This is a genomic window from Pseudoalteromonas sp. HL-AS1, from assembly GCF_031198785.1.
Taxonomy (GTDB): Bacteria; Pseudomonadota; Gammaproteobacteria; order Enterobacterales; family Alteromonadaceae; genus Pseudoalteromonas; species Pseudoalteromonas distincta.
The window spans coordinates 1,325,286-1,344,469 of sequence record NZ_CP133569.1; the positions used below are offsets into that span (position 1 = coordinate 1,325,286).

General features: G+C 40.9%; 19 protein-coding genes. 9 read left to right on the forward strand and 10 right to left on the reverse strand.

Features of this window, described 5'->3' with window-relative positions; genetic code table 11:
- The first annotated feature begins 15 nt into the window (after positions 1–15).
- Positions 16–339 (forward strand): hypothetical protein, encoded by a 324-nt coding sequence (locus RB214_RS06205; RefSeq protein WP_064667425.1) that lies wholly within the window; start codon positions 16–18, stop codon positions 337–339.
- Here the strand turns inward: RB214_RS06205 and RB214_RS06210 are convergent.
- Entirely contained in the window at positions 336–872 is a 537-nt protein-coding gene (locus RB214_RS06210) for a hypothetical protein (RefSeq protein WP_165745020.1), read from the reverse strand. The genes RB214_RS06205 and RB214_RS06210 overlap by 4 nt on opposite strands.
- Before the next feature lie 128 nt (positions 873–1,000).
- Positions 1,001–1,390, reverse strand: a complete 390-nt coding sequence (gene cadR / locus RB214_RS06215) for a Cd(II)/Pb(II)-responsive transcriptional regulator (RefSeq protein WP_004588587.1) — start codon at positions 1,388–1,390, stop codon at positions 1,001–1,003.
- 79 nt (positions 1,391–1,469) lie between these two features.
- Between cadR and RB214_RS06220 the strand changes: the two genes are divergently transcribed.
- The 6 genes from RB214_RS06220 to RB214_RS06245 all read left to right on the forward strand — a co-directional run bounded on the left by RB214_RS06220 (position 1,470) and on the right by RB214_RS06245 (position 9,734).
- Complete coding sequence (locus tag RB214_RS06220; protein WP_010554767.1) at positions 1,470–2,087, forward strand: cation transporter; 618 nt, start codon at positions 1,470–1,472, stop codon at positions 2,085–2,087.
- Positions 2,088–2,541: 454 nt separating this feature from the next.
- Positions 2,542–3,861 carry a TolC family protein gene (locus RB214_RS06225; protein ID WP_055022426.1) on the forward strand — a complete coding sequence of 440 codons (1,320 nt, stop codon included), beginning with the start codon at positions 2,542–2,544 and terminating at the stop codon, positions 3,859–3,861.
- Between the two features lie 14 nt (positions 3,862–3,875).
- Complete coding sequence (locus tag RB214_RS06230) at positions 3,876–4,811, forward strand: efflux RND transporter periplasmic adaptor subunit (RefSeq protein WP_036973832.1); 936 nt, start codon at positions 3,876–3,878, stop codon at positions 4,809–4,811.
- 60 nt (positions 4,812–4,871) lie between these two features.
- Complete coding sequence (locus RB214_RS06235; RefSeq protein WP_004588582.1) at positions 4,872–7,982, forward strand: efflux RND transporter permease subunit; 3,111 nt, start codon at positions 4,872–4,874, stop codon at positions 7,980–7,982.
- A gap of 125 nt (positions 7,983–8,107) precedes the next feature.
- The gene (locus tag RB214_RS06240; protein WP_165744859.1) at positions 8,108–8,707 is read left to right on the forward strand and encodes an isoprenylcysteine carboxylmethyltransferase family protein; all 600 of its coding nucleotides are present in this window, start codon (positions 8,108–8,110) and stop codon (positions 8,705–8,707) included.
- Between the two features lie 322 nt (positions 8,708–9,029).
- Positions 9,030–9,734: a hypothetical protein gene (locus RB214_RS06245; protein ID WP_309168614.1), complete on the forward strand. Its 705-nt coding sequence runs from the start codon at positions 9,030–9,032 to the stop codon at positions 9,732–9,734.
- Between the two features lie 241 nt (positions 9,735–9,975).
- On the opposite strand, the gene RB214_RS06250 is transcribed toward RB214_RS06245, so the two are convergent.
- The 8 genes from RB214_RS06250 to RB214_RS06285 form a co-directional block, all read right to left on the reverse strand.
- On the reverse strand, positions 9,976–10,707 hold the full coding sequence (locus RB214_RS06250) for a MauE/DoxX family redox-associated membrane protein (RefSeq protein ID WP_008463945.1): 732 nt from the start codon (positions 10,705–10,707) through the stop codon (positions 9,976–9,978).
- 33 nt (positions 10,708–10,740) lie between these two features.
- On the reverse strand, positions 10,741–11,250 hold the full coding sequence (locus RB214_RS06255; protein ID WP_004588798.1) for a DUF305 domain-containing protein: 510 nt from the start codon (positions 11,248–11,250) through the stop codon (positions 10,741–10,743).
- Between the two features lie 140 nt (positions 11,251–11,390).
- Positions 11,391–11,909 carry a DUF411 domain-containing protein gene (locus RB214_RS06260; protein WP_004588799.1) on the reverse strand — a complete coding sequence of 173 codons (519 nt, stop codon included), beginning with the start codon at positions 11,907–11,909 and terminating at the stop codon, positions 11,391–11,393.
- A 10-nt stretch (positions 11,910–11,919) separates the two neighbouring features.
- Positions 11,920–12,408, reverse strand: coding sequence for a nuclear transport factor 2 family protein (locus RB214_RS06265; protein ID WP_309168615.1), 489 nt, complete (start codon positions 12,406–12,408; stop codon positions 11,920–11,922).
- A 22-nt stretch (positions 12,409–12,430) separates the two neighbouring features.
- A complete protein-coding gene (locus RB214_RS06270; protein ID WP_024604649.1) occupies positions 12,431–13,339 on the reverse strand; it encodes a copper resistance D family protein in 909 nt (302 codons plus the stop codon).
- 11 nt (positions 13,340–13,350) lie between these two features.
- Positions 13,351–13,758, reverse strand: coding sequence for a copper resistance CopC family protein (locus tag RB214_RS06275; protein WP_004588802.1), 408 nt, complete (start codon positions 13,756–13,758; stop codon positions 13,351–13,353).
- 22 nt (positions 13,759–13,780) lie between these two features.
- A complete protein-coding gene (locus RB214_RS06280) occupies positions 13,781–14,644 on the reverse strand; it encodes a copper resistance protein B (RefSeq protein WP_024604648.1) in 864 nt (287 codons plus the stop codon).
- Positions 14,641–16,464, reverse strand: a complete 1,824-nt coding sequence (locus RB214_RS06285; protein WP_024604647.1) for a copper resistance system multicopper oxidase — start codon at positions 16,462–16,464, stop codon at positions 14,641–14,643. Before RB214_RS06285 ends, RB214_RS06280 begins: the two co-directional genes overlap by 4 nt.
- A gap of 166 nt (positions 16,465–16,630) precedes the next feature.
- Between RB214_RS06285 and RB214_RS06290 the strand changes: the two genes are divergently transcribed.
- Both RB214_RS06290 and RB214_RS06295 read left to right on the forward strand, forming a co-directional pair.
- Complete coding sequence (locus tag RB214_RS06290; protein ID WP_004588805.1) at positions 16,631–17,317, forward strand: heavy metal response regulator transcription factor; 687 nt, start codon at positions 16,631–16,633, stop codon at positions 17,315–17,317.
- Complete coding sequence (locus tag RB214_RS06295) at positions 17,307–18,704, forward strand: heavy metal sensor histidine kinase (RefSeq protein WP_165744870.1); 1,398 nt, start codon at positions 17,307–17,309, stop codon at positions 18,702–18,704. Before RB214_RS06290 ends, RB214_RS06295 begins: the two co-directional genes overlap by 11 nt.
- Positions 18,705–19,184 lie beyond the last annotated feature (480 nt).

Sequence of the window (19,184 nt, forward strand, 5' to 3'; positions counted from 1 at the left end):
AAATAAAGAGGTATCATGGCAAAAATTAAAGATAGATTAGCTAAAATAATTCGTGATAAACCTAGAGTGTTGACCCGAGCAATATTTTGGAAAATCCCTCATAACACCTCAGAAGACGAAGTGTTCTTGAAGCTTGGTCGGTATAATAAGCCAAAGGGTTGGCTTGATAGTGAAACACTAGAATTAGATAGTCCCAAAAGTGAACTTACGCTGGGTAGTGAAGAGTTCAGTAATCTCATAGATTTCATTTCAACAAATTACGAACCTTTCAAGCAGGGGACGAAAGCTTTTTTGCCTTTAGATAACCCGTACGACACATCAAATGCAGAGCAGTGTTAGACGACTTGGGGACAAAAAACCTTCGATGATAAAAACGCCATATCGATTGCACAACCTCTCTGCGAAGCAATAATGTCGATGACCGCTCGTACCCGTTTATCCTCAGGGCGCGATGAAAGCGCAGGACTATAGACTAGCCCTACCGCTTTATTTACTGTTTTCCACACTTTGTCGATATCGACGTCAGTAAATAGATGCTGAGAAATGGATCCCAATTCTTTGCTAGTAAGCGGCAGAGTATTAATTCCATCACTCCTGGCTTGACGTAAGGCTTTGAGAAATTGTTGGTTTTGCCTATCTTCAGGCTCTAAATAGATGACTACAATCTGATTGTCCTGTGCCAAAACCTTGTGAGGGACATCTTCGAAAATCACAATACATTGTCCGGTGTGAATACTTTGTGCCTTGTAATCTTGAACCGAGATGTCTTTGTCTAAACCAATGCAAATTTGGACAGCATGATGTGCATGAACATCATTATCAGGACTGATTCCGATGTAAATCGCTTTGTAGGGCCACAAATGAATATGCATGGCTGACTCAGTATCAAAAGTTCAGGCTATTGATTTTTGCCTTATAAATCTACACAAATGACGAATGTTAGCCGATAGATACACGTTGAGGCGAGTGCGCACAGTGAAACTGTGTGCTTCTTACACTTTTAAGTGTGTAAATAATTTAAAATGCCACAGTCCCTAATGGTTTTGTTTTGATCACACTTTGACGCCATATTTTCGAGTGATGACTTTAATGCGTTTAGCTCTTCAATGCGAATAATGACGTCTGATAAATGCTTAGCTATTAACGTATTGATATTTGAACAGCTCTGATCTGGCTTCGAACGACTGTCCATGAGCGTTTTTACTTCCATGATAGACATATCCAATGAACGACACTGTTTAATAAATAGGAGTTGTTCAATAGTCCCCTTGTCGTAGACACGATAATTTCCACTTGAGCGCTTGAGCTCAGGCAATAGCCCTTTCTTTTCATAAAAACGAATGGTCTGAATACTACAACCTGTCGTCTTTGCGACATCACCAATTTTCATTTTTTTCTCCTAACCGTTGACTCTATACCAAGTATAGACTTTATACTCATACTATTCATCAGTAAAGAGTGTGTTTCTAATGAGCGGATGTGGGTGCGAAGTTGAAATAAAAGACCAGTCTCAACGACAGGTTTTGTATTGGCTTTTGGGAATAAACGCGACAATGTTTGTTATAGAAATGGGGATCGGGTTGCTTGCTAATTCAACCGCATTAATAGCCGATTCACTTGATATGCTCGCCGACGCAGTTGTCTATGGTGTTGCCCTTTATGCTATTGGTAAATCGCTATTGCACAAAGCCAATGCGGCTAGAATTAGCGGCTTTTTTCAGATGGCACTGGGTGTGTTGATTATCATTGATATTGTAAGACGGTCAATTTACGGTAGCGAACCTGTATCGGGACTAATGATGGCTATGGGGGCAGTTGCACTGGTTGCTAATGTCATTTGTCTTGTGATCATACGCAAACAAAGAAATGAAGAAGTGCATATGCGGGCAAGCTGGATATTTTCAGCCAACGATGTGATTGCCAACTTAGGTGTTATCTCTGCTGGCGTTTTGGTGTTTTGGCTCGATTCTCGATGGCCTGATCTGGTTATCGGTGTGATAGTTTCGTGCGTTGTGTTGCGCGGGGCAAAAATGATCCTCGAAGATGCTGGAAATGAAAGACAGCGAGCGCTTAATGCGCAAAGTTGATAAGAACATGCCAATTTTTAATTGCACATCAAAACTGCGTAGGTTGGCATGGCTACTTATTACTTTGCTCATGTGTCAATCGGGCTTTTCGTTCGCCGCTCAATGCGATGACTACCCTGCGGAGGTATCGTCAGTCCCTGAACAATCAAAGTCGATAGGCACTTATGATGTTCCCGAAAAAAATGTAAATGCTGGTGATAATACGTCGAGTGAAGAGTCTAAGTGTTTCCATTGTGTGCTGTGTCAATGTGGACAGATTAAGTTTCTGGCACAGCACCCAATAAATGACGTATCTAAACCGTTATATACCAATCAATACAGTTATTCCCGCAACGTCACTGACGGCCTAGTCGAAGGCCTTTTGCGCCCACCTCAACATTAATCCATTCCCTCCTATATGTTTGCATGGGTGCTTTCCATGAATGTCGTTATCTTATGAACAAAAGGTTCTTTTATGAGTTCTTCACGCCCATTGGGCATAAAAAAAGCTAGCTCAGCGTATCTGAAATTGATATCTGCTGCACTGGTAACCATGAGTATATCTGTTCAATCTGCCAATGCGCAAAAGTCTTCAATCACGCTTGAAAATGCGCTCAAACGCACATTATCAAACAACCCAGATTTAGTTGTGTTCGAATTTAAATCTTCGGCTTTGGATGGTGAATCAAAAATGGCCAGCTTACGACCTGAAATGTCTGTTGGGGTTGAAGTTGATAATGTGTTGGGAACAGGCGAAGTGTCTGGTATCAAAGATGCCGAATTGACACTGACCTTATCGTCGGTCATCGAGCTTGGAGATAAAGTCAGCGGCCGAATGAATGTGGTGAGTTCAAAAAAAGCACAACTGCTTACACAACGGCGCATTCGTACGCTGGACATCTTGGGTGAAACAACTCGACGATATATCAATGTCATTGTCCAACAAGCGTTGCACAAGACTGAGCAACGAGCTGAAATGCTGGCTCGCACAATGCTTCAGACAGTCTCTACACGGGTTGAAGCGGGGGCTTCTTCACCACTTGAGAAAAAACGTGCAGAGTCAGCGTTGTCGCAGGCGCGTTTGTCGTTATTGATAAGTGAACAAAAACTCAATGAGTATAAACGCGACCTGGCCATCATGTGGGGTGACACTAACGCTGCGTTTGCGGAAGTTGAAGGGACACTGTTATCGTTTCCAAATTCACTATCACTTGAACATATGCTTTCACAGCTTCAAAGCAATCCACACGTTCTGCTTTATGCTGATAACTATCGGGTACAAGAGGCCAGATTGAGAGTGGTTCAGGCCAGTCAGCAGTTCGACATTGCGTGGGAAGCCGGTATCCGAAGAATGCAGGGAATTGATGACACAGCGTTAGTCGCCAGTATTTCGGTGCCGTTAAATACCAAGCAGCGGAATCTAGGTGAATACGAACAACAGCGCGCATTGCTTGACAGTATAGACTATCAAAAACAAGCGAAAATTCGTGAACTCACTCGCCAATTAAATCAAGTCATTAGCGCAAAAGACCAAGCCTTGCTCACTGTTACGACCCTTCAAGACAATGTCGTCCCAACATTGGAATCTGCATTGAAATTGGCGCGGGATGGCTATGAAAGTGGTCGCTACAACTACATAGAGTGGGTGACAACGCAACAGCAACTCATAGATATGCAACGAACTATGATAAAAGCCGCAGGCTTAGTTCACCTTCGAAGCGCAGATCTAGAGGCACTTACGGGAATTCCTGTGTTTTCTGACTCTCCCTCGACGTCTGCTCAATCATCACAATGAATAGAGAAAAAATAATGAATAAATCACAATTTACATTAGTTACTAGCGCACGTGACTTGCTTGGCATGTTAGTCATGCTAGTTACTTTACTGTTTGCTTCTGTCGCCCTGGCTGATGATGACGATGAGGAAGCCGAAGAAAGACCCGAGTACGTAGTGTTATCTCAAGAACGGATGCTTGAACACGATATCGTGACTGCATCGGCCGCATCAGGAACATTATCGCTCACAACCAGAACCTTTGGGCGGATAGTTCATGATCCTGCGTCACTGAGTCATATTCGTGCCCGCTTCGACGGTGTTGTAAAACGTATCATGGTGAATATTGGAGATAAAGTAGAAAAAGGTGACACACTGGCAATCATTGAGTCAAACGAGAGTTTAAATCAATACTCAATCACCTCACCGATGTCTGGAAAAATCATAGCTAGACACGCCAATGATGGTGAGCTCACCAACGGTCAAGTACTGCTTTCTGTTGCTAATTACTCTCGCGCAATTGCTCAATTGGCTATTTTCCCCAAACAACGTACTCGTATTGCCGCTGATATGGAAGTCACTTTAAGGCTTGAGGAATTGCAGCAACAATCAAGTATAAGCCACATTACGTCCTCACCTGATGACAAACCTTATTCTATCGCGTTTGTGAACGTTGATAATGGCAGTGGTTATTGGCCTTTAGGCGCTATGGTAGAGGGTTATATTCAGATTGGGTTCCAAGAAGTCAATCTGGCTCTCCCCAAAAGTTCAATACAAGAGTTAGATGGGCAAACCATTGTTTTTGTCAAAGAAGGGGAGCGATTTTACCCCCGCCAAGTAAAGCTTGGGAACACGGACAACCGTTTAGTAGAGATTGTGAAGGGCGTTCAAATAGGCCAGCAAGTCGTTGTAGAAAATAGCTATCTACTAAAAGCTGATTTATTAAAAATGGAGGCGGGCGATGATGACTAATTACCTGCGCATTTATTGTCAAAAGCAAAGCCAAGTCCATAAAAACGGTGAGGTGAGAACATGATAGCACCAATACTCCGTCTATCCATTGAGCGACGTGGTGTCATGATGTTGTTCGCCTTGTTTGTCGCCTTTTTTGGTATGTACAGTTACAAACAATTGCCGATTGATGCTGTGCCTGATATCACCAACGTGCAAGTGCAGATAAATACCGCAACCCCAGGTTACTCGCCTTTGGAGACTGAACAACGCATAACGTTTATAGTTGAAACCTCGCTGGCCGGTTTGCCTAATTTATCGTATACCCGCTCGATATCACGCTATGGTTTGTCGCAAGTCACAGTCGTGTTTAAAGAGGGCACTGATTTATATTTCGCACGAAATCTCGTCAACGAGCGTCTCACCGCCATCGCGGCGCAATTGCCAACAGGGTTAACCCCTGAAATGGGCCCTATCTCCACAGGCTTGGGTGAAATTTACATGTACTCGTTAAGTGCTGAGCCTCAGGCGCGACAGGACAACGGTCAACCCTATGATGCTATGGCATTAAGGGAGATCCATGATTGGGTAATTAAGCCCCAATTGTCGCTTGTTGAGGGGGTGACCGAGGTTTATGCGATAGGCGGATTTGAAAAGCAATATCATGTGAATCCTAATCCAGTCGCAATGATAAACTTTGGGATAAGTACAGGTGACCTTCTCAGTGCGCTAGAACGCAACAATGCGAATCAAGGCGCTGGTTTTGTAGAACAAAATGGGCAACAAGTACTGATCAGATCGGAAGCCCAACTTAAGGGCATCGACGATATCGGCCAAGTGGTTGTTAAGATCATTGATGGCGTACCGGTAAAAATTCAAGACATCGCCCAAATCAACCTCGGTAAAGAGCTGCGCTCTGGAGCCGGCACGTTAAATGGCCAAGAAACAGTGATTGGCACGACAATGATGTTAGTGGGAGAAAACTCTCGTACGGTCGCCAAAGCTGTGGACAGTAAGCTCGAAACCATTAAAACAAGCTTACCCGAGGGCGTAATCCTTGAAGCGGTTTACGATAGGACAAGCCTCGTTGACAAAACCATCGACACAGTGCAGAAAAACCTCGTCGAGGGCGCTTTACTTGTCATCGTTGTGCTATTCGTTTTGCTTGGGAATGTGCGAGCTGCACTTATTACCGCCGCTGTAATACCCTTGGCAATGCTTGCCACGATATCGGGCATGGTCAAAACAGATGTGTCTGCTAACTTGATGAGTTTAGGCGCACTGGATTTTGGCTTGATTGTCGATGGCGCAGTTATCATTGTTGAAAACTGTATCAGACGATTATCCGAATCCCAGAAACAAAACGGCGCTACTCTACCGCTCAAAGAAAGGCTGAATGTTGTATATGAAGCCACTAATGAAGTCATACGCCCCAGTTTGTTTGGTGTATTGATCATTACCATTGTTTATATCCCCTTGTTCACGCTCACTGGCGTCGAAGGTAAAATGTTCCACCCCATGGCAGCGACCGTGATAATGGCTTTGCTTGCCGCAATGGTATTTTGTTTTACCGTAGTGCCTGCGGCGATAGCAATTTTCATGAGAGGTAAAATTAGCGAAAAAGAAAGCCCAATTATTAAAGGTGCAAAGGCAGTCTATCGTCCTGTTTTAACCGGAGCGCTGCGTTTTAGATGGCTAGTGGTAGTAGCAGCGAGTGCTTTGGTTGTCGGCAGTTTATGGATGGGCAGTAAATTAGGCTCCGAGTTTATTCCCCAGCTCAATGAAGGTGATATCTTAGTACAAGCGATACGCATCCCTGGGACTGGGGTAGAACAAGCAGTTGAAATGCAAAAAACTCTTGAAGCGAAACTTATGCAGTATGAGCAAGTACAGACGGTATTCGGTCGCACGGGTACGGGTGAGGTCGCCACCGACCCTATGCCACCAAACATTACTGATACGTTTGTTATTTTAAAGCCTCGGGAGCAATGGCCCGATCCATCAATGACAAAAGCTGAGTTAGTGAAAACGTTTGAAGAGGACTTGTTTACTTTGCCCGGCAATAATTATGAATTTACGCAACCTATACAAATGCGTTTTAACGAATTGATTAGTGGCGTAAGGGCAGATTTGGGGATAAGGCTATTTGGGGATGACTTAGATACGCTCTTTGCATCTGCTTCTGACATTTTGACCGTTATTTCAACGATTGAAGGAGCTGATGACGCGAGGCTTGAGCAGGTAGAAGGCATTCCAATCTTCACCGTCACACCAAAGCCTGATCAATTGGCACGCTTTGGTTTGGATATAGCCGACTTGCAGTTATGGCTCAATGCTGCGACAGGTGGAGAAACCGCTGGAATGATTTTTGAGGGCGACAGACGCTTTGAAATTGTCGTGCGATATGCCGACGACATTCGAAATGAACTCACTCAGCTTGAGAGCGTTCCCATAGTCACGCCCTCTGGTGAGCATGTACCAATAAGCGAATTAGCCACACTTGCATTTAAAGAAGTACCTAGCCAAATAAGCCGGGAGAATGGCAAACGTAGTATTGTTGTCACAGCAAATGTGCGTGACAGAGATATTGGCACTTTTGTTGAAGAAGCTCAGGCGAGAATTAATGATGAAGTAGATTTACCTGCTGGTTATTGGCTCGACTATGGTGGAACCTTTGAGCAGCTCGAAAGTGCGAGTCAACGATTGACGATTGTGGTACCGGTTACGTTGTTTGTGATTTTGACAATGCTGGTAATTGCGTTTGGTTCTATACGCGATGCGTTGATTATCTTCACAGGTATCCCTTTGGCATTAACAGGCGGTGTAATGTCTCTTTGGTTAAGGGATATGCCTTTATCCATATCCGCGTCGGTAGGATTTATCGCGTTGTCTGGGATTGCCGTATTAAACGGATTGGTAATGCTGTCCTTCATCAAGCAACGTTTGCTAGAAACCGGAGAATTAGTGAATAGCATTGTTGAAGGGGCACTTATTCGCTTGCGTCCGGTATTAATGACAGCACTAGTGGCAAGCCTTGGATTTGTGCCCATGGCGCTCAATACGGGCATAGGTGCAGAGGTGCAACGGCCTTTGGCCACGGTGGTCATCGGCGGGATAATATCGTCAACCTTGCTAACACTGGTAGTGCTGCCTGTACTCTATCGACTCGTGCATAGTAAAGGGGATCAGTAGTGTTCTTGGGCATTTATTCGTAAATGCCCAAGTTTTACCTGAACGATTTTTAGGTACCTATTGACTCTTTATTAAGTATAGACTTTACAATCATATTCTTAACGTCATGTACGATAAGGATAGATATGGTTTCGCTTATTTTAATTAGTAGTTTTTTGGCGCTAGCCGTCCTCGGTAGAAGCTTTGTTCAATATAAGAGAAATGGTGATTTTGGTATAAGAGCAGCATCTATAAACGCACCATTAATAGAAATTGTACCAGGGGCTATATTCGTGGTTACGTTTTGCTTTGCATTTGGTCTAGTTCTTTTTGGTTACTTAGGACGTGCGCCCCTACTATTTGTTCCTTCAATTCCATTTCAGCTTCTCGGCTCCTTGATTGGCGCCTGCGGAATTGCTGTAACTTTGTTGTCTCAAATTCAAATGGGAGATTCATGGCGTATTGGCGTTGACCAGCAAGAAACGACTGCACTTATTACCCACGGGATTTACGCAAAGTCTCGCAACCCCATTTACTTTGGTATTTTTCTATTTTGGGCAGGGGTGTGTATAACGTTCCCACATTTGCTGCTTTGGGCATGTGTTTTTGTATGTTGGATTTGCATTGAAGTGATTGTTCGACAAATTGAAGAGCCTTATTTGAAGAAAGTGCATGGCGATGATTTTCTAAAATATAAGTCTGACACTAACCGATACATACCTAAGCTTTCACGCTTTAAGTTTTGACGCTTAAATAAGTAATGGCGCAGGCTGCTTTATATGCATAAACTAACGAACGGTATCTTTTAACGTCCATTTTTATGAACTGTCGTTATTCTTAAATAAAGTGAGCCGACTGATTATGTTTGCAAGCCCGTTCTCGATTAGCGTGAGTTCATTGTCAATTAAAGTGAGTCAGGCACCGGTCATATTCTCACTTAATGTGAGTCCAAAATGTACGATGTAATCAAGTCAGAGGGATTATGTTCGCGAGCCACTACATCTAGCAAGTGATACCTATAAGCGCTTTTTAGCAAATCAATCGGAAAGCTGTAGTGGCGATTTTGGCATGTCTGAGATGCTCATGAAATTTTACGGGGGACAATCAGATAAGTCTTTTGGAGAAATCTTTCAGCAAGGTTCTGTTGATTTACAAAAGTACATGATGGAAGCTTTAGAGGGAATTGACGAAATTGCGCTAGATGAAACCATACATATAGAAAGTACCAAAAAGCTTATTGCAGATTTGCCTGCGTTGATGAGCAGTCAATCTTCGAGAGTAGCAGAGGAACTTGATGAAGGAGGCGAATCCCCAGTTTCAGAGTTCGAGGCCAAAACGGGAATTGGGCCAGTTATATTAAAAAATGTAAAACCGCCAAACGTGGTGGAAAAAATATGGCAGATTTTATCAGGCATTGAAGAATTCTCAGGAATTGGTATAGAAACATTTTTTGGAGTGAAACCTCGTAGCTTTGAAGCAGATTCGGATAGAGAAAGAACTATTCAAGAGAAAGTCAACGCAGTCTATCACCAGTTAAATTTTCTCGGTTACTATCGTGATTCAAAAATGAAAAAAGATAGAAGATTTCGGGCATCCTTTAGTGATATGACGCATGCAGGTGTTGCTTCATTTTGTCATTTTTTTCTGTGTAGAGACGAAGATTTGGTAATGAAGGCTGCTGCGGCTTATGAATATTTAGGTGTAAACACTAGAGTATTGCACTATAAAGCTTACAAGAAAATGCAGCCGACCGCTGACACGTCGGCTGATTAGGAATTACCAAATAAATACTCTAAAACGTTTTTGTCCAAAAACGAGTTTGTATGGACGTCTGCTTCTCGCTCATAGCAGTCTGCCTGATGAAGTCTAAACTTATTCACCTTAACTGTAAGAACTGATATGAGCTAGTACAGCTGATATGCTATTTACGACAAAGTCGCTCGGTAATTAGAGCGACATAATCCCTTGGTAATCACACTAGTACATCATCATGTTTTTAAATTAAAGCTGTTGTTTACTTAACAAACATCCAAATACCGGCAGCGATCATAAACAGGTTTTCTGTTAGGGAGATAAACCCTAGTGGTACGTTACTGTCACCGCCTACACACGCACATTTTAACTCTCGTTTATCTATATAGACTGCTTTTATCACTGAAACAGCACCAACCCCACCTATGAACAATGAAATAGGGGCAATAATATAGGCTGGTAATCCGGCTATCATTCCAATGCCAACAAATGCTTCTAAAAATGGGTAAACATAGGCGTACCTGACTACTTTCATAGCGACTAAGTCATAGGTTATAAATGAATTAGTAAAGCTAAATAAGTCTTGAAGCTTTTGTATTGCTAACACTGCCATTGTTAGGGCTACAAACAGTTCAGCGGTTTGCATTGATAATAAGCTATTATTCGCTGCAAAACTAAATGCCACACTAAGCAAAAAACTAACCGAAAAAATCGCAATCACGGGCGTGTAAGTTGTACCTTCTTGCCCAGCTTTTGGCTTATCAAAGTAATCGCGTAAGTCGACATAGCCACCTATACGTTTATTATCAATAAATGTTTGAGGTGTAGTTTCTACACTGTGTTGTTTTTTAAATTCATCTGTTTGCTCTCGAGAAGTTAATAGCTGATCATCAACTGTATATCCCTCTCGCTCTAGTAGGTCTTTTGATTTTAAACCAAACGGACAAATATGCTCATCTGTGGCCATTCTAAAAAGTTGGGCTGATTTACTCATGTTTAGCTCCCTTTTATGTATTGGTATAAAATTTTACTTAGCATTAAAATCCGGTACGGTCCTAGATTGTGCTTGCTCCTGAGTTTCTGCTAGGCCATTTTTCTCTATATCCTTTAGTAACCACTGCATTTCTTTAATCTCACGACGCTGTGCCTCAATAATATTTGTTGCAAGCTCTTGGACTCGCTTATCTTTGATTTTTGCCCTTTCACTGGTGAGTATTGCAATTGAATGATGTGGGATCATCGCCGACATCCATGAGCTATCATCAACAGTCGCTTGTGATCGAACTAAAAATAAACTTCCCGCAAATACGGTAACACTAGCAATGAGTACTGTTATATTTTTCTTTTTATCTTTATACATATTGAGCATGAAAAGTAGCATTATCACTGCCATCATGGCTCCCATATAAAGCGCCATATAAGTACGAGTTTCACTAAAAAAAACATGACTTAGCTGATAAGTATTCAAATACATCAGTACAAACATGACTAATGTTGATGTGGCTATCATTAAGAAAAGCTTTAAATACTGCGACATTAGATGGCTCCTTTCTATCATTTACTTTGTATATCATTTATACCAATGGGTAATTCTTACAGGTTATTAGGCGTAAACCCACTATATATTTAATCATTGAATCAATGTTTAATATTACATCAAGAGTTGTGCCATAAGTGTTAAAACTGCTCAGCGTATTTGCTAATATGCTTATAAGTATTTTGCTGTAAATCGTGCGTAAGCATTTCAATATTATATTTATAAAAGCGATCGCCCATTTCCATACCTGGCGTACCAGCAGGCATAGCGGGAACAGAGAGCCCTATCGTCTTTTCAGGATGTTGTTCAGCTAAAAACTGTTTTATATGTTTGGCGGGAACATGACCTTCAAATACAAATCCATCGGCTGAAACGGCTGTATGGCATGACCGCATATTTGGTTTTATTTGATACTGAGATTTAATCGTCCCCATGTCATTGACGTTAATTGCTTTTGTTTGAATATTGTTTTCGCTCAAATGAGCAATCCACTTATTACAACATCCACAATTTTTACTTTTATAAACGGTAAGCTCAATTTTAGGTTTTTCTGAATTCTCATAAGTTATTAATGCTTTATGTTGTTTTTCGATACTTATCGCCGAAAATGACATAGTTAATGATAAAAATAACGCTGAGGTAATGTAGATTACTCGCATTGTTAACTCCTTAATTTGACCAATGAATATGAGTGATTTTCCAACCTGTATCGGTGTTTTTTAATGTGATTGATTCCATTCCCATAGACTTAATATCTTTTCCTTTGTACTTTCCTTGAGTTTTACTTCTTGAAATTGAGTAAGCTATGTCTCCATTTGTGTAAACTTGATGCTCTAGTAGTTCACTATTAACAGCACTAAAGAATTTCATATCCGCTATCATATGATGTTTCGCGTATTCATCTGCAGAACGCTCAACACTTCCGCCTTCAAAAATGATGACATCGTCGGCCAGTAATTTACGTGCAGCTTCGCGATTACCTTGTTTTAGAGATGCATGAAATAGGCTGACTGTTTTTGCAGCCTCGCTATCAACATTGACAAAGGCCTTGCCTTTTTTTGAATATTTTTCATCGTCATGTGCACTAACAGTAAAAGAACTAACAGTGCTAAAAATTAGTAGCAATAAAATTTTTAAATTAAAGGATTTAATTAACATACGTTTCCCTTTTTATTAATCGTTAAATAGGCGGACCAACAAGTGTGGTAAATACACTTGTTGTAATAAGCACAAACAGGGCAATTACTATTTCAACAGTAATCGAGCGTTTTAATATACTTATATGGTGTTGTTGAGTGATTTGCGGGACTAAAAAAAGCTTATGCCATGCACCTAGGAGCAGCATCGCGCTGACGAGTAACAGCTTTAATAAAATTAGTTGCCCATAATCTGATGTAAACAATGCAGAAAATGACTCTAGGTACTGCAGGAGCAGAGTTAAGCCCGAAATAAGTAGTACAAATACAATAACAATAGCGAGTTGACCAAAGTAATGCATTAACCGCTTTACTTCACTGGTAGGTAGTAAAGTGCAGCTTTTGTAAAGCGGCCACAATGACCCTAACCAGCTCGCAATGGCAATAAGGTGAAAGGTTAAAATACTTTTCACTAACCCATTTTCGTTTGCACTGTGCCCAGTAAAAGTGAAGCTATAAGCGATAAACCCAAGCATGATTAGTATAACGGCACCGTTTTTATAACCTGCTACGTTATCATCTGATTCCACATTCCACATACATGCGCTAATTAGAGCAATAATAAGCGCTGGTATTCTAAACCTTGCTTGGTCACCTATGACTGATTGCCAAACAATTTCAAGCATAAAGGGGTCAAACATTCCCATAAAGCCTGATCCAGCCATTGCTCCAGCTTCTATAGGTACTTGTAAAAGTGCAGCAATACTACCTGTAACTACACACGTAATTTGCCAACGTTTTAAGAACTGATGAAAGCTAATTAAGTGATGCCCTGCAACATTGCTGTTGCCACACATAAAGCGCATTAATAAAGTGCCCGCAAGCCCTACAATTGCTATATAGCTTGCTAGTTTTAATAATAGTAAGAGCACTGACCATTCACTTAATTGCATGATGTTGCTACTCAATGATTATGTTTGCTGTGGGTATTAGATTGTTCTTGCATCATCTTATGCGATTCATTTTTATGTACCATAAATCTAAACGTGCCAGTCATTTTATGTCCATCACCACCCAGTGCTGTCCATTTAACCGTGTAAGTGCCTTGGGCTAGGCTCGGTAATGACCAATTAAAGTCTGTGCTTGGGGTGGCGCTGGGTTTGAAATCAAAGTTTATTGTTTTATTTTTTTCATCTTTGATGATGACTTTTGCTAGCCTTACTTCACCACTAAAAATTAACGAAAGTTCCTCTGGTCCTTGCATTAACATGGCTTCTTGTGCAGGTATTGATTGCTTGAGTGATATATGCGCTGATGCGGAAAATGTAAGCACTAAACCTAAAATGGCTACTGCAGAGTTAAAAAACTTCATAATTACCTCTTATTTAAAATGATTAAAACCAAAATTTAATACCCGCAACAAATGCGGTGTTGTTGCTACTTTGTCCTCTTGATGTGGCATAGTCGGCGGTATTGCCAAATTTATTGCTCCATTCAACGCCAATATAGGGCGCAAACTGGCGTGTAAATTCATAACGAACCCTAAAGCCAATCGCGCTGCTTGATAGGCCACTTCCAAGCTCGTTTTGTTTATCGTTTTTGCCATAAAGTGTAATTTCGGCTCGCGGTTGTATAATTAGCTTTTGCGTGAGTAGTAGTTCGTACTCTGCCTCTAACGTAAATGCGGTATTGCCTCGCTCACCTACGTATGCTGTCATATCAAGTTCAAACCAATAAGGGGCTAAACCTTGTAAGCCAAAAGCCAACCATTGCCGATTTTCACCTTCTTTATTGTAATCAAGACGAACACCTGCTTGAGTATCCCAATATGCTGATACGGCGTGACCCCATAAAATATCGGTTTGGTTTTCTCCAATACTTCCTTCGCTGAAATCACCCTCGGTTTTAATTACCAATCGATCAAAGGTAGTGCCGTACCATGCTTGTAAGTCAAATACACCTGCGTTTGCTTGCTCGTTATATTCAAGACGATCGCCTAGTAATGCGTAAAATGGATGCTCATCAGCGAGTGTTAATCGCTCATTGCCCTCAAGCGCATATGGGCCTTCTGTTAAAGTTGTTCCCGCAGAGTAAGCATGGGGGTCTCTTGCATCTTTAGGTGCACTTCCTCCTTGTGGTTGCATCTTAGCGCTATTCATTTGTGCCATTTCACTTTGCGCTAATAAAGGGAAACTAATTAATGAAGCCCCAGTTAACATTAATAAACTAAATGATTTAGATAGTTTTAATTGTTTCATGATACGACTACCTCTCTAAACATGCCGGCATCCATATGGAATAATAAATGGCAATGCCAAGCCCAGCGCCCTACATCGTGAGGGGTGGTTAAAAAGCTGATTCTTTGTGCGGGTTGAACAGGTATTGTATGACGTCGCACTTGCACATCACCTTGCTCGTTTTCTAAATCACTCCACATACCATGCAGATGCATAGGGTGCGTCATCATGGTATCGTTTTGTAAAATAACTCTTAAACGTTGGTTATGCTTCATATGCACTGGCGTGCTTTTACCAAATTCTAAGCCATCAAATGACCAGCTATAACGTTCCATATTTCCGGTTAAATGCAACTCAATTTCAGCTTCTGGCTCTTGCTGGTTAGTGATCCCTTCAAGTGAGTGTAAATCTGCAAGTGTTAAAACACGGCGACCATTTTTACGTAAACCAATACCAGGATCATCAAGATTTGTTCTAGGCATATCAACGCGCATATCAACTGAAGCTCCATACTCCGTTTTGGCATGACGCACTTTAGTGCTGGCAACTGCCAATGGGTTTTCAGACATACCATGTTTGCTATGATCCATCGCCATTGCACCGTGCTCCATAGCGCTATGATCCATTTCTTTAGAGTTCATACCTGACATGCCAGCCATACCTGCCATTGCAGAATGCTCACCGCCGTGGGTCATATTGCCCATCATATCGGTCATCGTTAACCATTCAACAGGGTCAAGTGCAGGTACTGGCGCATCAATATTAGGCGAGCTTGATAAAGTTCCTTTTGCGTAACCAGAGCGATCCATACTTTGAGCAAAAATCGTATAGGCATCATTTTTAGGCTCAACAATTACGTCGTAGGTCTCACCAGGGCCGAATCTAAATTCATCAACTGTCACTGGTTCAACGTTTTGCCCATCAGCTTGTACAACTGTTAGTTTTAGTTCGGGAATACGAACGTCAAAAAAAGTATTGCTTGAGCCATTAATAAACCTAAGTCTTACTTTTTCTCCAACTTTAAACATTCCTCGCCAATTTGACATTGGCGTACTACCGTTCATTAAAAAGGTCATTGCTGATGCAGATAAGTCAGCTAAATCTGTAGGATTCATTCTCATTTGATTCCACATTTTGCGGCGTTGCAAAGCATTCGAAACACCGCTATTTGAAACGTCATCAAAAAATTCTGGAACAGTGGGCTGATTGAAGTTAAATACATCACTCTGTATTTTTAATTTGCGGAACAGCGCCATTGGGTCATCATCAGTCCAATCAGATAATTGAATAACATGCTCGTTATCTGCACTAATAATATCTTTTTCTCGCGGTTCAATAATTAATGCACCGTACATGCCAGTCATTTCTTGAAAGCCACTATGTGAGTGATACCAATATGTACCGCTTTGTTGTAATTTAAATTTATAAACAAAGGTTTCGCCAGGCATAATGCCTTTAAAACTGATACCAGGTACGCCATCCATTTGATACGGTAAAATAATGCCATGCCAATGAATTGAACTCGGTACTGATAACTTATTTGTTACTCTAATAGTAACGTCATCGCCTTCTTTGAGGCGCAAGGTAGGGGCGGGTATAGAGCCATTGATAGTTGTCGCCATACGTACTACGCCAGTAAAGTTAACCGGCGATTCATCTATAACCAGATCAATTACTTTGCCGCTAAGTTCGGGCACAGTGCCTGTTATTGTTCCTGCTACTAAAGATGATGCAGCATGTAATACACTCGGAAAAGCAGCAAGTACACCTCCTGCAATTAAGCCTTGAACAAATCGTCTTCGTGGTGTGCTAACCTGTTGTGATGACTTTTTAAACCCCATTTCCTTACTCCTTCATACCAGAATATGTATTGAGTATAGAAAATAGACCTGTCTTAAACATGACGCGAACATTACAAAGTTGTAATGTTGGTGTCATGTTGCTGTAGTGACAGATACTGCATAATATTTGCAGAGGTAGTTGTTAGGACTTTAATGAAGGAATTGTATGCGCTTATTAGTTGTTGAAGATGAATCAAAGACAGGAGATTATTTAAAACAGGGACTAAGTGAAGCTGGTTTTCAGGTTTCTTTGGCGCGCAATGGACTTGACGGTCATCACCTAGCAATGACCGACTTATTTGATGTAATAATACTTGATGTCATGTTACCTGACGTATCCGGTTGGAAAATTTTACAGTCGCTACGTGAAGCAGATAACAAAACCCCAGTACTATTTTTATCTGCTCGCGATAGTATAGACGATAGAGTAAAGGGGCTCGAACTTGGTGCTGATGACTATTTAATAAAGCCTTTTGCTTTTGCTGAAGTTTTAGCAAGAGTACGCACTCTTATTCGCCGTGGTGTAGTACAAACAGTTGACGATATACTGATAGTTGCTGATTTAGAAATGGATATTCCAAAGCGAAAAATACAACGTGCAGGCAAGCGTATTTTATTGAGTAATAAAGAGTTTAGCTTACTTGAACTATTGTTACGGCGCGAAGGTGAAGTACTGCCACGTTCGTTAATTGCTTCTCAAGTATGGGATATGAATTTTGATAGCGACACCAATGTGATTGATGTTGCCATTCGTAGGCTAAGAGCAAAAGTTGATGATGACTTTACTGTTAAATTAATTCATACGGTTCGTGGTATGGGCTATAAATTAGAGGTTGAAACTGATGGCTATTAAGTCACGGCCTTTATCACTTACGATGCGTGTTGTGTTGTTTGTCGCTGTAACCGTTATTGCGTGCTTAACTTTAGTTGCCACCTTAATAAATAGTTCGATAAAACATCATTTTTTCCAGCAAGATAGTAGTGAACTGCATGTTATTAATCAATCTATTGAATTAGTTTTAAGACAACAGTATAAATCAAACCTGAAACTTAAAAATGAATTATCTAACGCTGTAGCGGGTCATCACGGTGTTTACTATCAGGTAAATACCGCAAAAGGAGAGCTCATTTTTCAAAGTTCTGAACGAGATTTTAGTGATTTTGTAATGAGTGCTAATGCTTCAGCTGGCTTTAACCGTAACAACATTACCTCATGGCAAAATGATACCCACACCTACCGAGCTCTGGTGAGTAATTTAAGTACTGGGCAACAGCAATACAAAATTACTACAGCGATAGACATGAGCTTTCATTTACACTTTCTCAATCAATTTCAACAAAGCCTTTGGGCTATTATGTTTGGCTCTGCGGTACTCATTTTATTGGTGGCTTGGTTTGCTATACATCAAGGATTGAACCCTTTACGAGGTTTGAGTCAGAAAATGCATGACATCCAAACTAATAAGATGGATGTAAGGCTTGATGAAAATAAAGTGCCTATTGAGCTTGTTAATATGGTGCAGTCGTTTAACTCGATGCTCGACAGACTCCAAGGTGAATTTATTCGTTTATCAAATTTCTCTAGTGATATTGCGCATGAGTTACGTACTCCACTAACAAATATAATCACTCAAACACAGGTTGGTTTATCTAAAAAAAGACAGTTGTTAGAGTATCAAGAATTATTGTTTTCTAATCTAGAAGAGCTGGAACGACTAACTAAGATGGTTAGTGATATGCTTTGGCTTGCAAAAACTCAGAATGGACTGGTTAAACCCGTTCAAAATACTCTAAAAAGCCATGATGAAATTGAAGCATTATTTGAGTACTTTGATGCTTTGGCTGAAGACTCATTGATTACATTTAAGAAAAAAGGTCAAAACTTTTGTTTTTATTGTGACAAATTACACTTTCGCCAATTATTATCAAACCTCCTATCCAATGCAATAAGGTATGCCCCAAAAGGCTCATCAATCACAGTAAATAGTGAAATATTTACCGCTGAAAAAATATGTATTTCAGTGATTAATACTGGGGAGAGAATACCTTCTGAGCATTTACCTTATTTATTTGACCGCTTTTATCGACCCGATAAATCGCGCCAACGACACAGCGATGGAGCTGGTTTAGGGCTTGCAATAGTTAAAGCTCTAGCACAAGCAAACGGTGGAAATATAGAGGTCAGTTCAAATAATCAAACTACCAGCTTTAAAGTTTTTCTAAATTTAGCTAAAAGCTAATTATTAAATTTAATAACCCAATGTTTGCTTGTACCTCTAGACTTCCCAGTCTTTCATTAAACACCGGTTTATAATCTTAAAGTACAAAACGGAAGTAAACTTCCGATTTGTAAGCCTATATCACTATATTTCGGAAGCAAACTTCCGTTTCTAGTGCTTCAAAGGTAGTTATAGGAAATTTACTTTTGTTTTTCGAAAGCGTTAACCTAGATAGCTATATGAGCCACTTTTCGGGGGCTTATTTGAGCGAGAAGCAGACTGTCAGATAAAATCGTTTTTGGACAAAAATAAGTTTGAGCCGAAGGACGGCTCTGTGCCAATAGCGGACATTAAAGCGTAACTCGTTTCTGCCCCAAAACGTGTTGAGGCGAATGCCTCAAAAGAGCGATAAGCGGACATTAAAAAGTTAAATTTATTCCTGCTTATTTGAGTAGAAGGCTAATTTTGTGCGACAACATTATTAAACGCCGTTTTGGTGCA

Excerpts from the sequence above, each read along its gene's own strand:
- RB214_RS06255 (WP_004588798.1), bottom strand. The coding sequence starts at position 11,250 with ATGTCGCAGTATTTAAAGCTTTTCTTAATGATAGCCACATCAACATTA.
- RB214_RS06225 (WP_055022426.1), top strand. The coding sequence starts at position 2,542 with ATGAGTTCTTCACGCCCATTGGGCATAAAAAAAGCTAGCTCAGCGTAT.
- RB214_RS06295 (WP_165744870.1), top strand. The coding sequence starts at position 17,307 with ATGGCTATTAAGTCACGGCCTTTATCACTTACGATGCGTGTTGTGTTG.
- RB214_RS06250 (WP_008463945.1), bottom strand. The coding sequence starts at position 10,707 with ATGAGTAAATCAGCCCAACTTTTTAGAATGGCCACAGATGAGCATATT.
- RB214_RS06205 (WP_064667425.1), top strand. The coding sequence starts at position 16 with ATGGCAAAAATTAAAGATAGATTAGCTAAAATAATTCGTGATAAACCT.
- RB214_RS06245 (WP_309168614.1), top strand. The coding sequence starts at position 9,030 with ATGTCTGAGATGCTCATGAAATTTTACGGGGGACAATCAGATAAGTCT.
- RB214_RS06290 (WP_004588805.1), top strand. The coding sequence starts at position 16,631 with ATGCGCTTATTAGTTGTTGAAGATGAATCAAAGACAGGAGATTATTTA.
- RB214_RS06220 (WP_010554767.1), top strand. The coding sequence starts at position 1,470 with ATGAGCGGATGTGGGTGCGAAGTTGAAATAAAAGACCAGTCTCAACGA.
- RB214_RS06285 (WP_024604647.1), bottom strand. The coding sequence starts at position 16,464 with ATGGGGTTTAAAAAGTCATCACAACAGGTTAGCACACCACGAAGACGA.
- RB214_RS06235 (WP_004588582.1), top strand. The coding sequence starts at position 4,872 with ATGATAGCACCAATACTCCGTCTATCCATTGAGCGACGTGGTGTCATG.
- cadR (WP_004588587.1), bottom strand. The coding sequence starts at position 1,390 with ATGAAAATTGGTGATGTCGCAAAGACGACAGGTTGTAGTATTCAGACC.
- RB214_RS06280 (WP_024604648.1), bottom strand. The coding sequence starts at position 14,644 with ATGAAACAATTAAAACTATCTAAATCATTTAGTTTATTAATGTTAACT.
- RB214_RS06265 (WP_309168615.1), bottom strand. The coding sequence starts at position 12,408 with ATGTTAATTAAATCCTTTAATTTAAAAATTTTATTGCTACTAATTTTT.
- RB214_RS06240 (WP_165744859.1), top strand. The coding sequence starts at position 8,108 with ATGGTTTCGCTTATTTTAATTAGTAGTTTTTTGGCGCTAGCCGTCCTC.
- RB214_RS06210 (WP_165745020.1), bottom strand. The coding sequence starts at position 872 with ATGCATATTCATTTGTGGCCCTACAAAGCGATTTACATCGGAATCAGT.
- RB214_RS06230 (WP_036973832.1), top strand. The coding sequence starts at position 3,876 with ATGAATAAATCACAATTTACATTAGTTACTAGCGCACGTGACTTGCTT.
- RB214_RS06260 (WP_004588799.1), bottom strand. The coding sequence starts at position 11,909 with ATGCGAGTAATCTACATTACCTCAGCGTTATTTTTATCATTAACTATG.
- RB214_RS06270 (WP_024604649.1), bottom strand. The coding sequence starts at position 13,339 with ATGCAATTAAGTGAATGGTCAGTGCTCTTACTATTATTAAAACTAGCA.
- RB214_RS06275 (WP_004588802.1), bottom strand. The coding sequence starts at position 13,758 with ATGAAGTTTTTTAACTCTGCAGTAGCCATTTTAGGTTTAGTGCTTACA.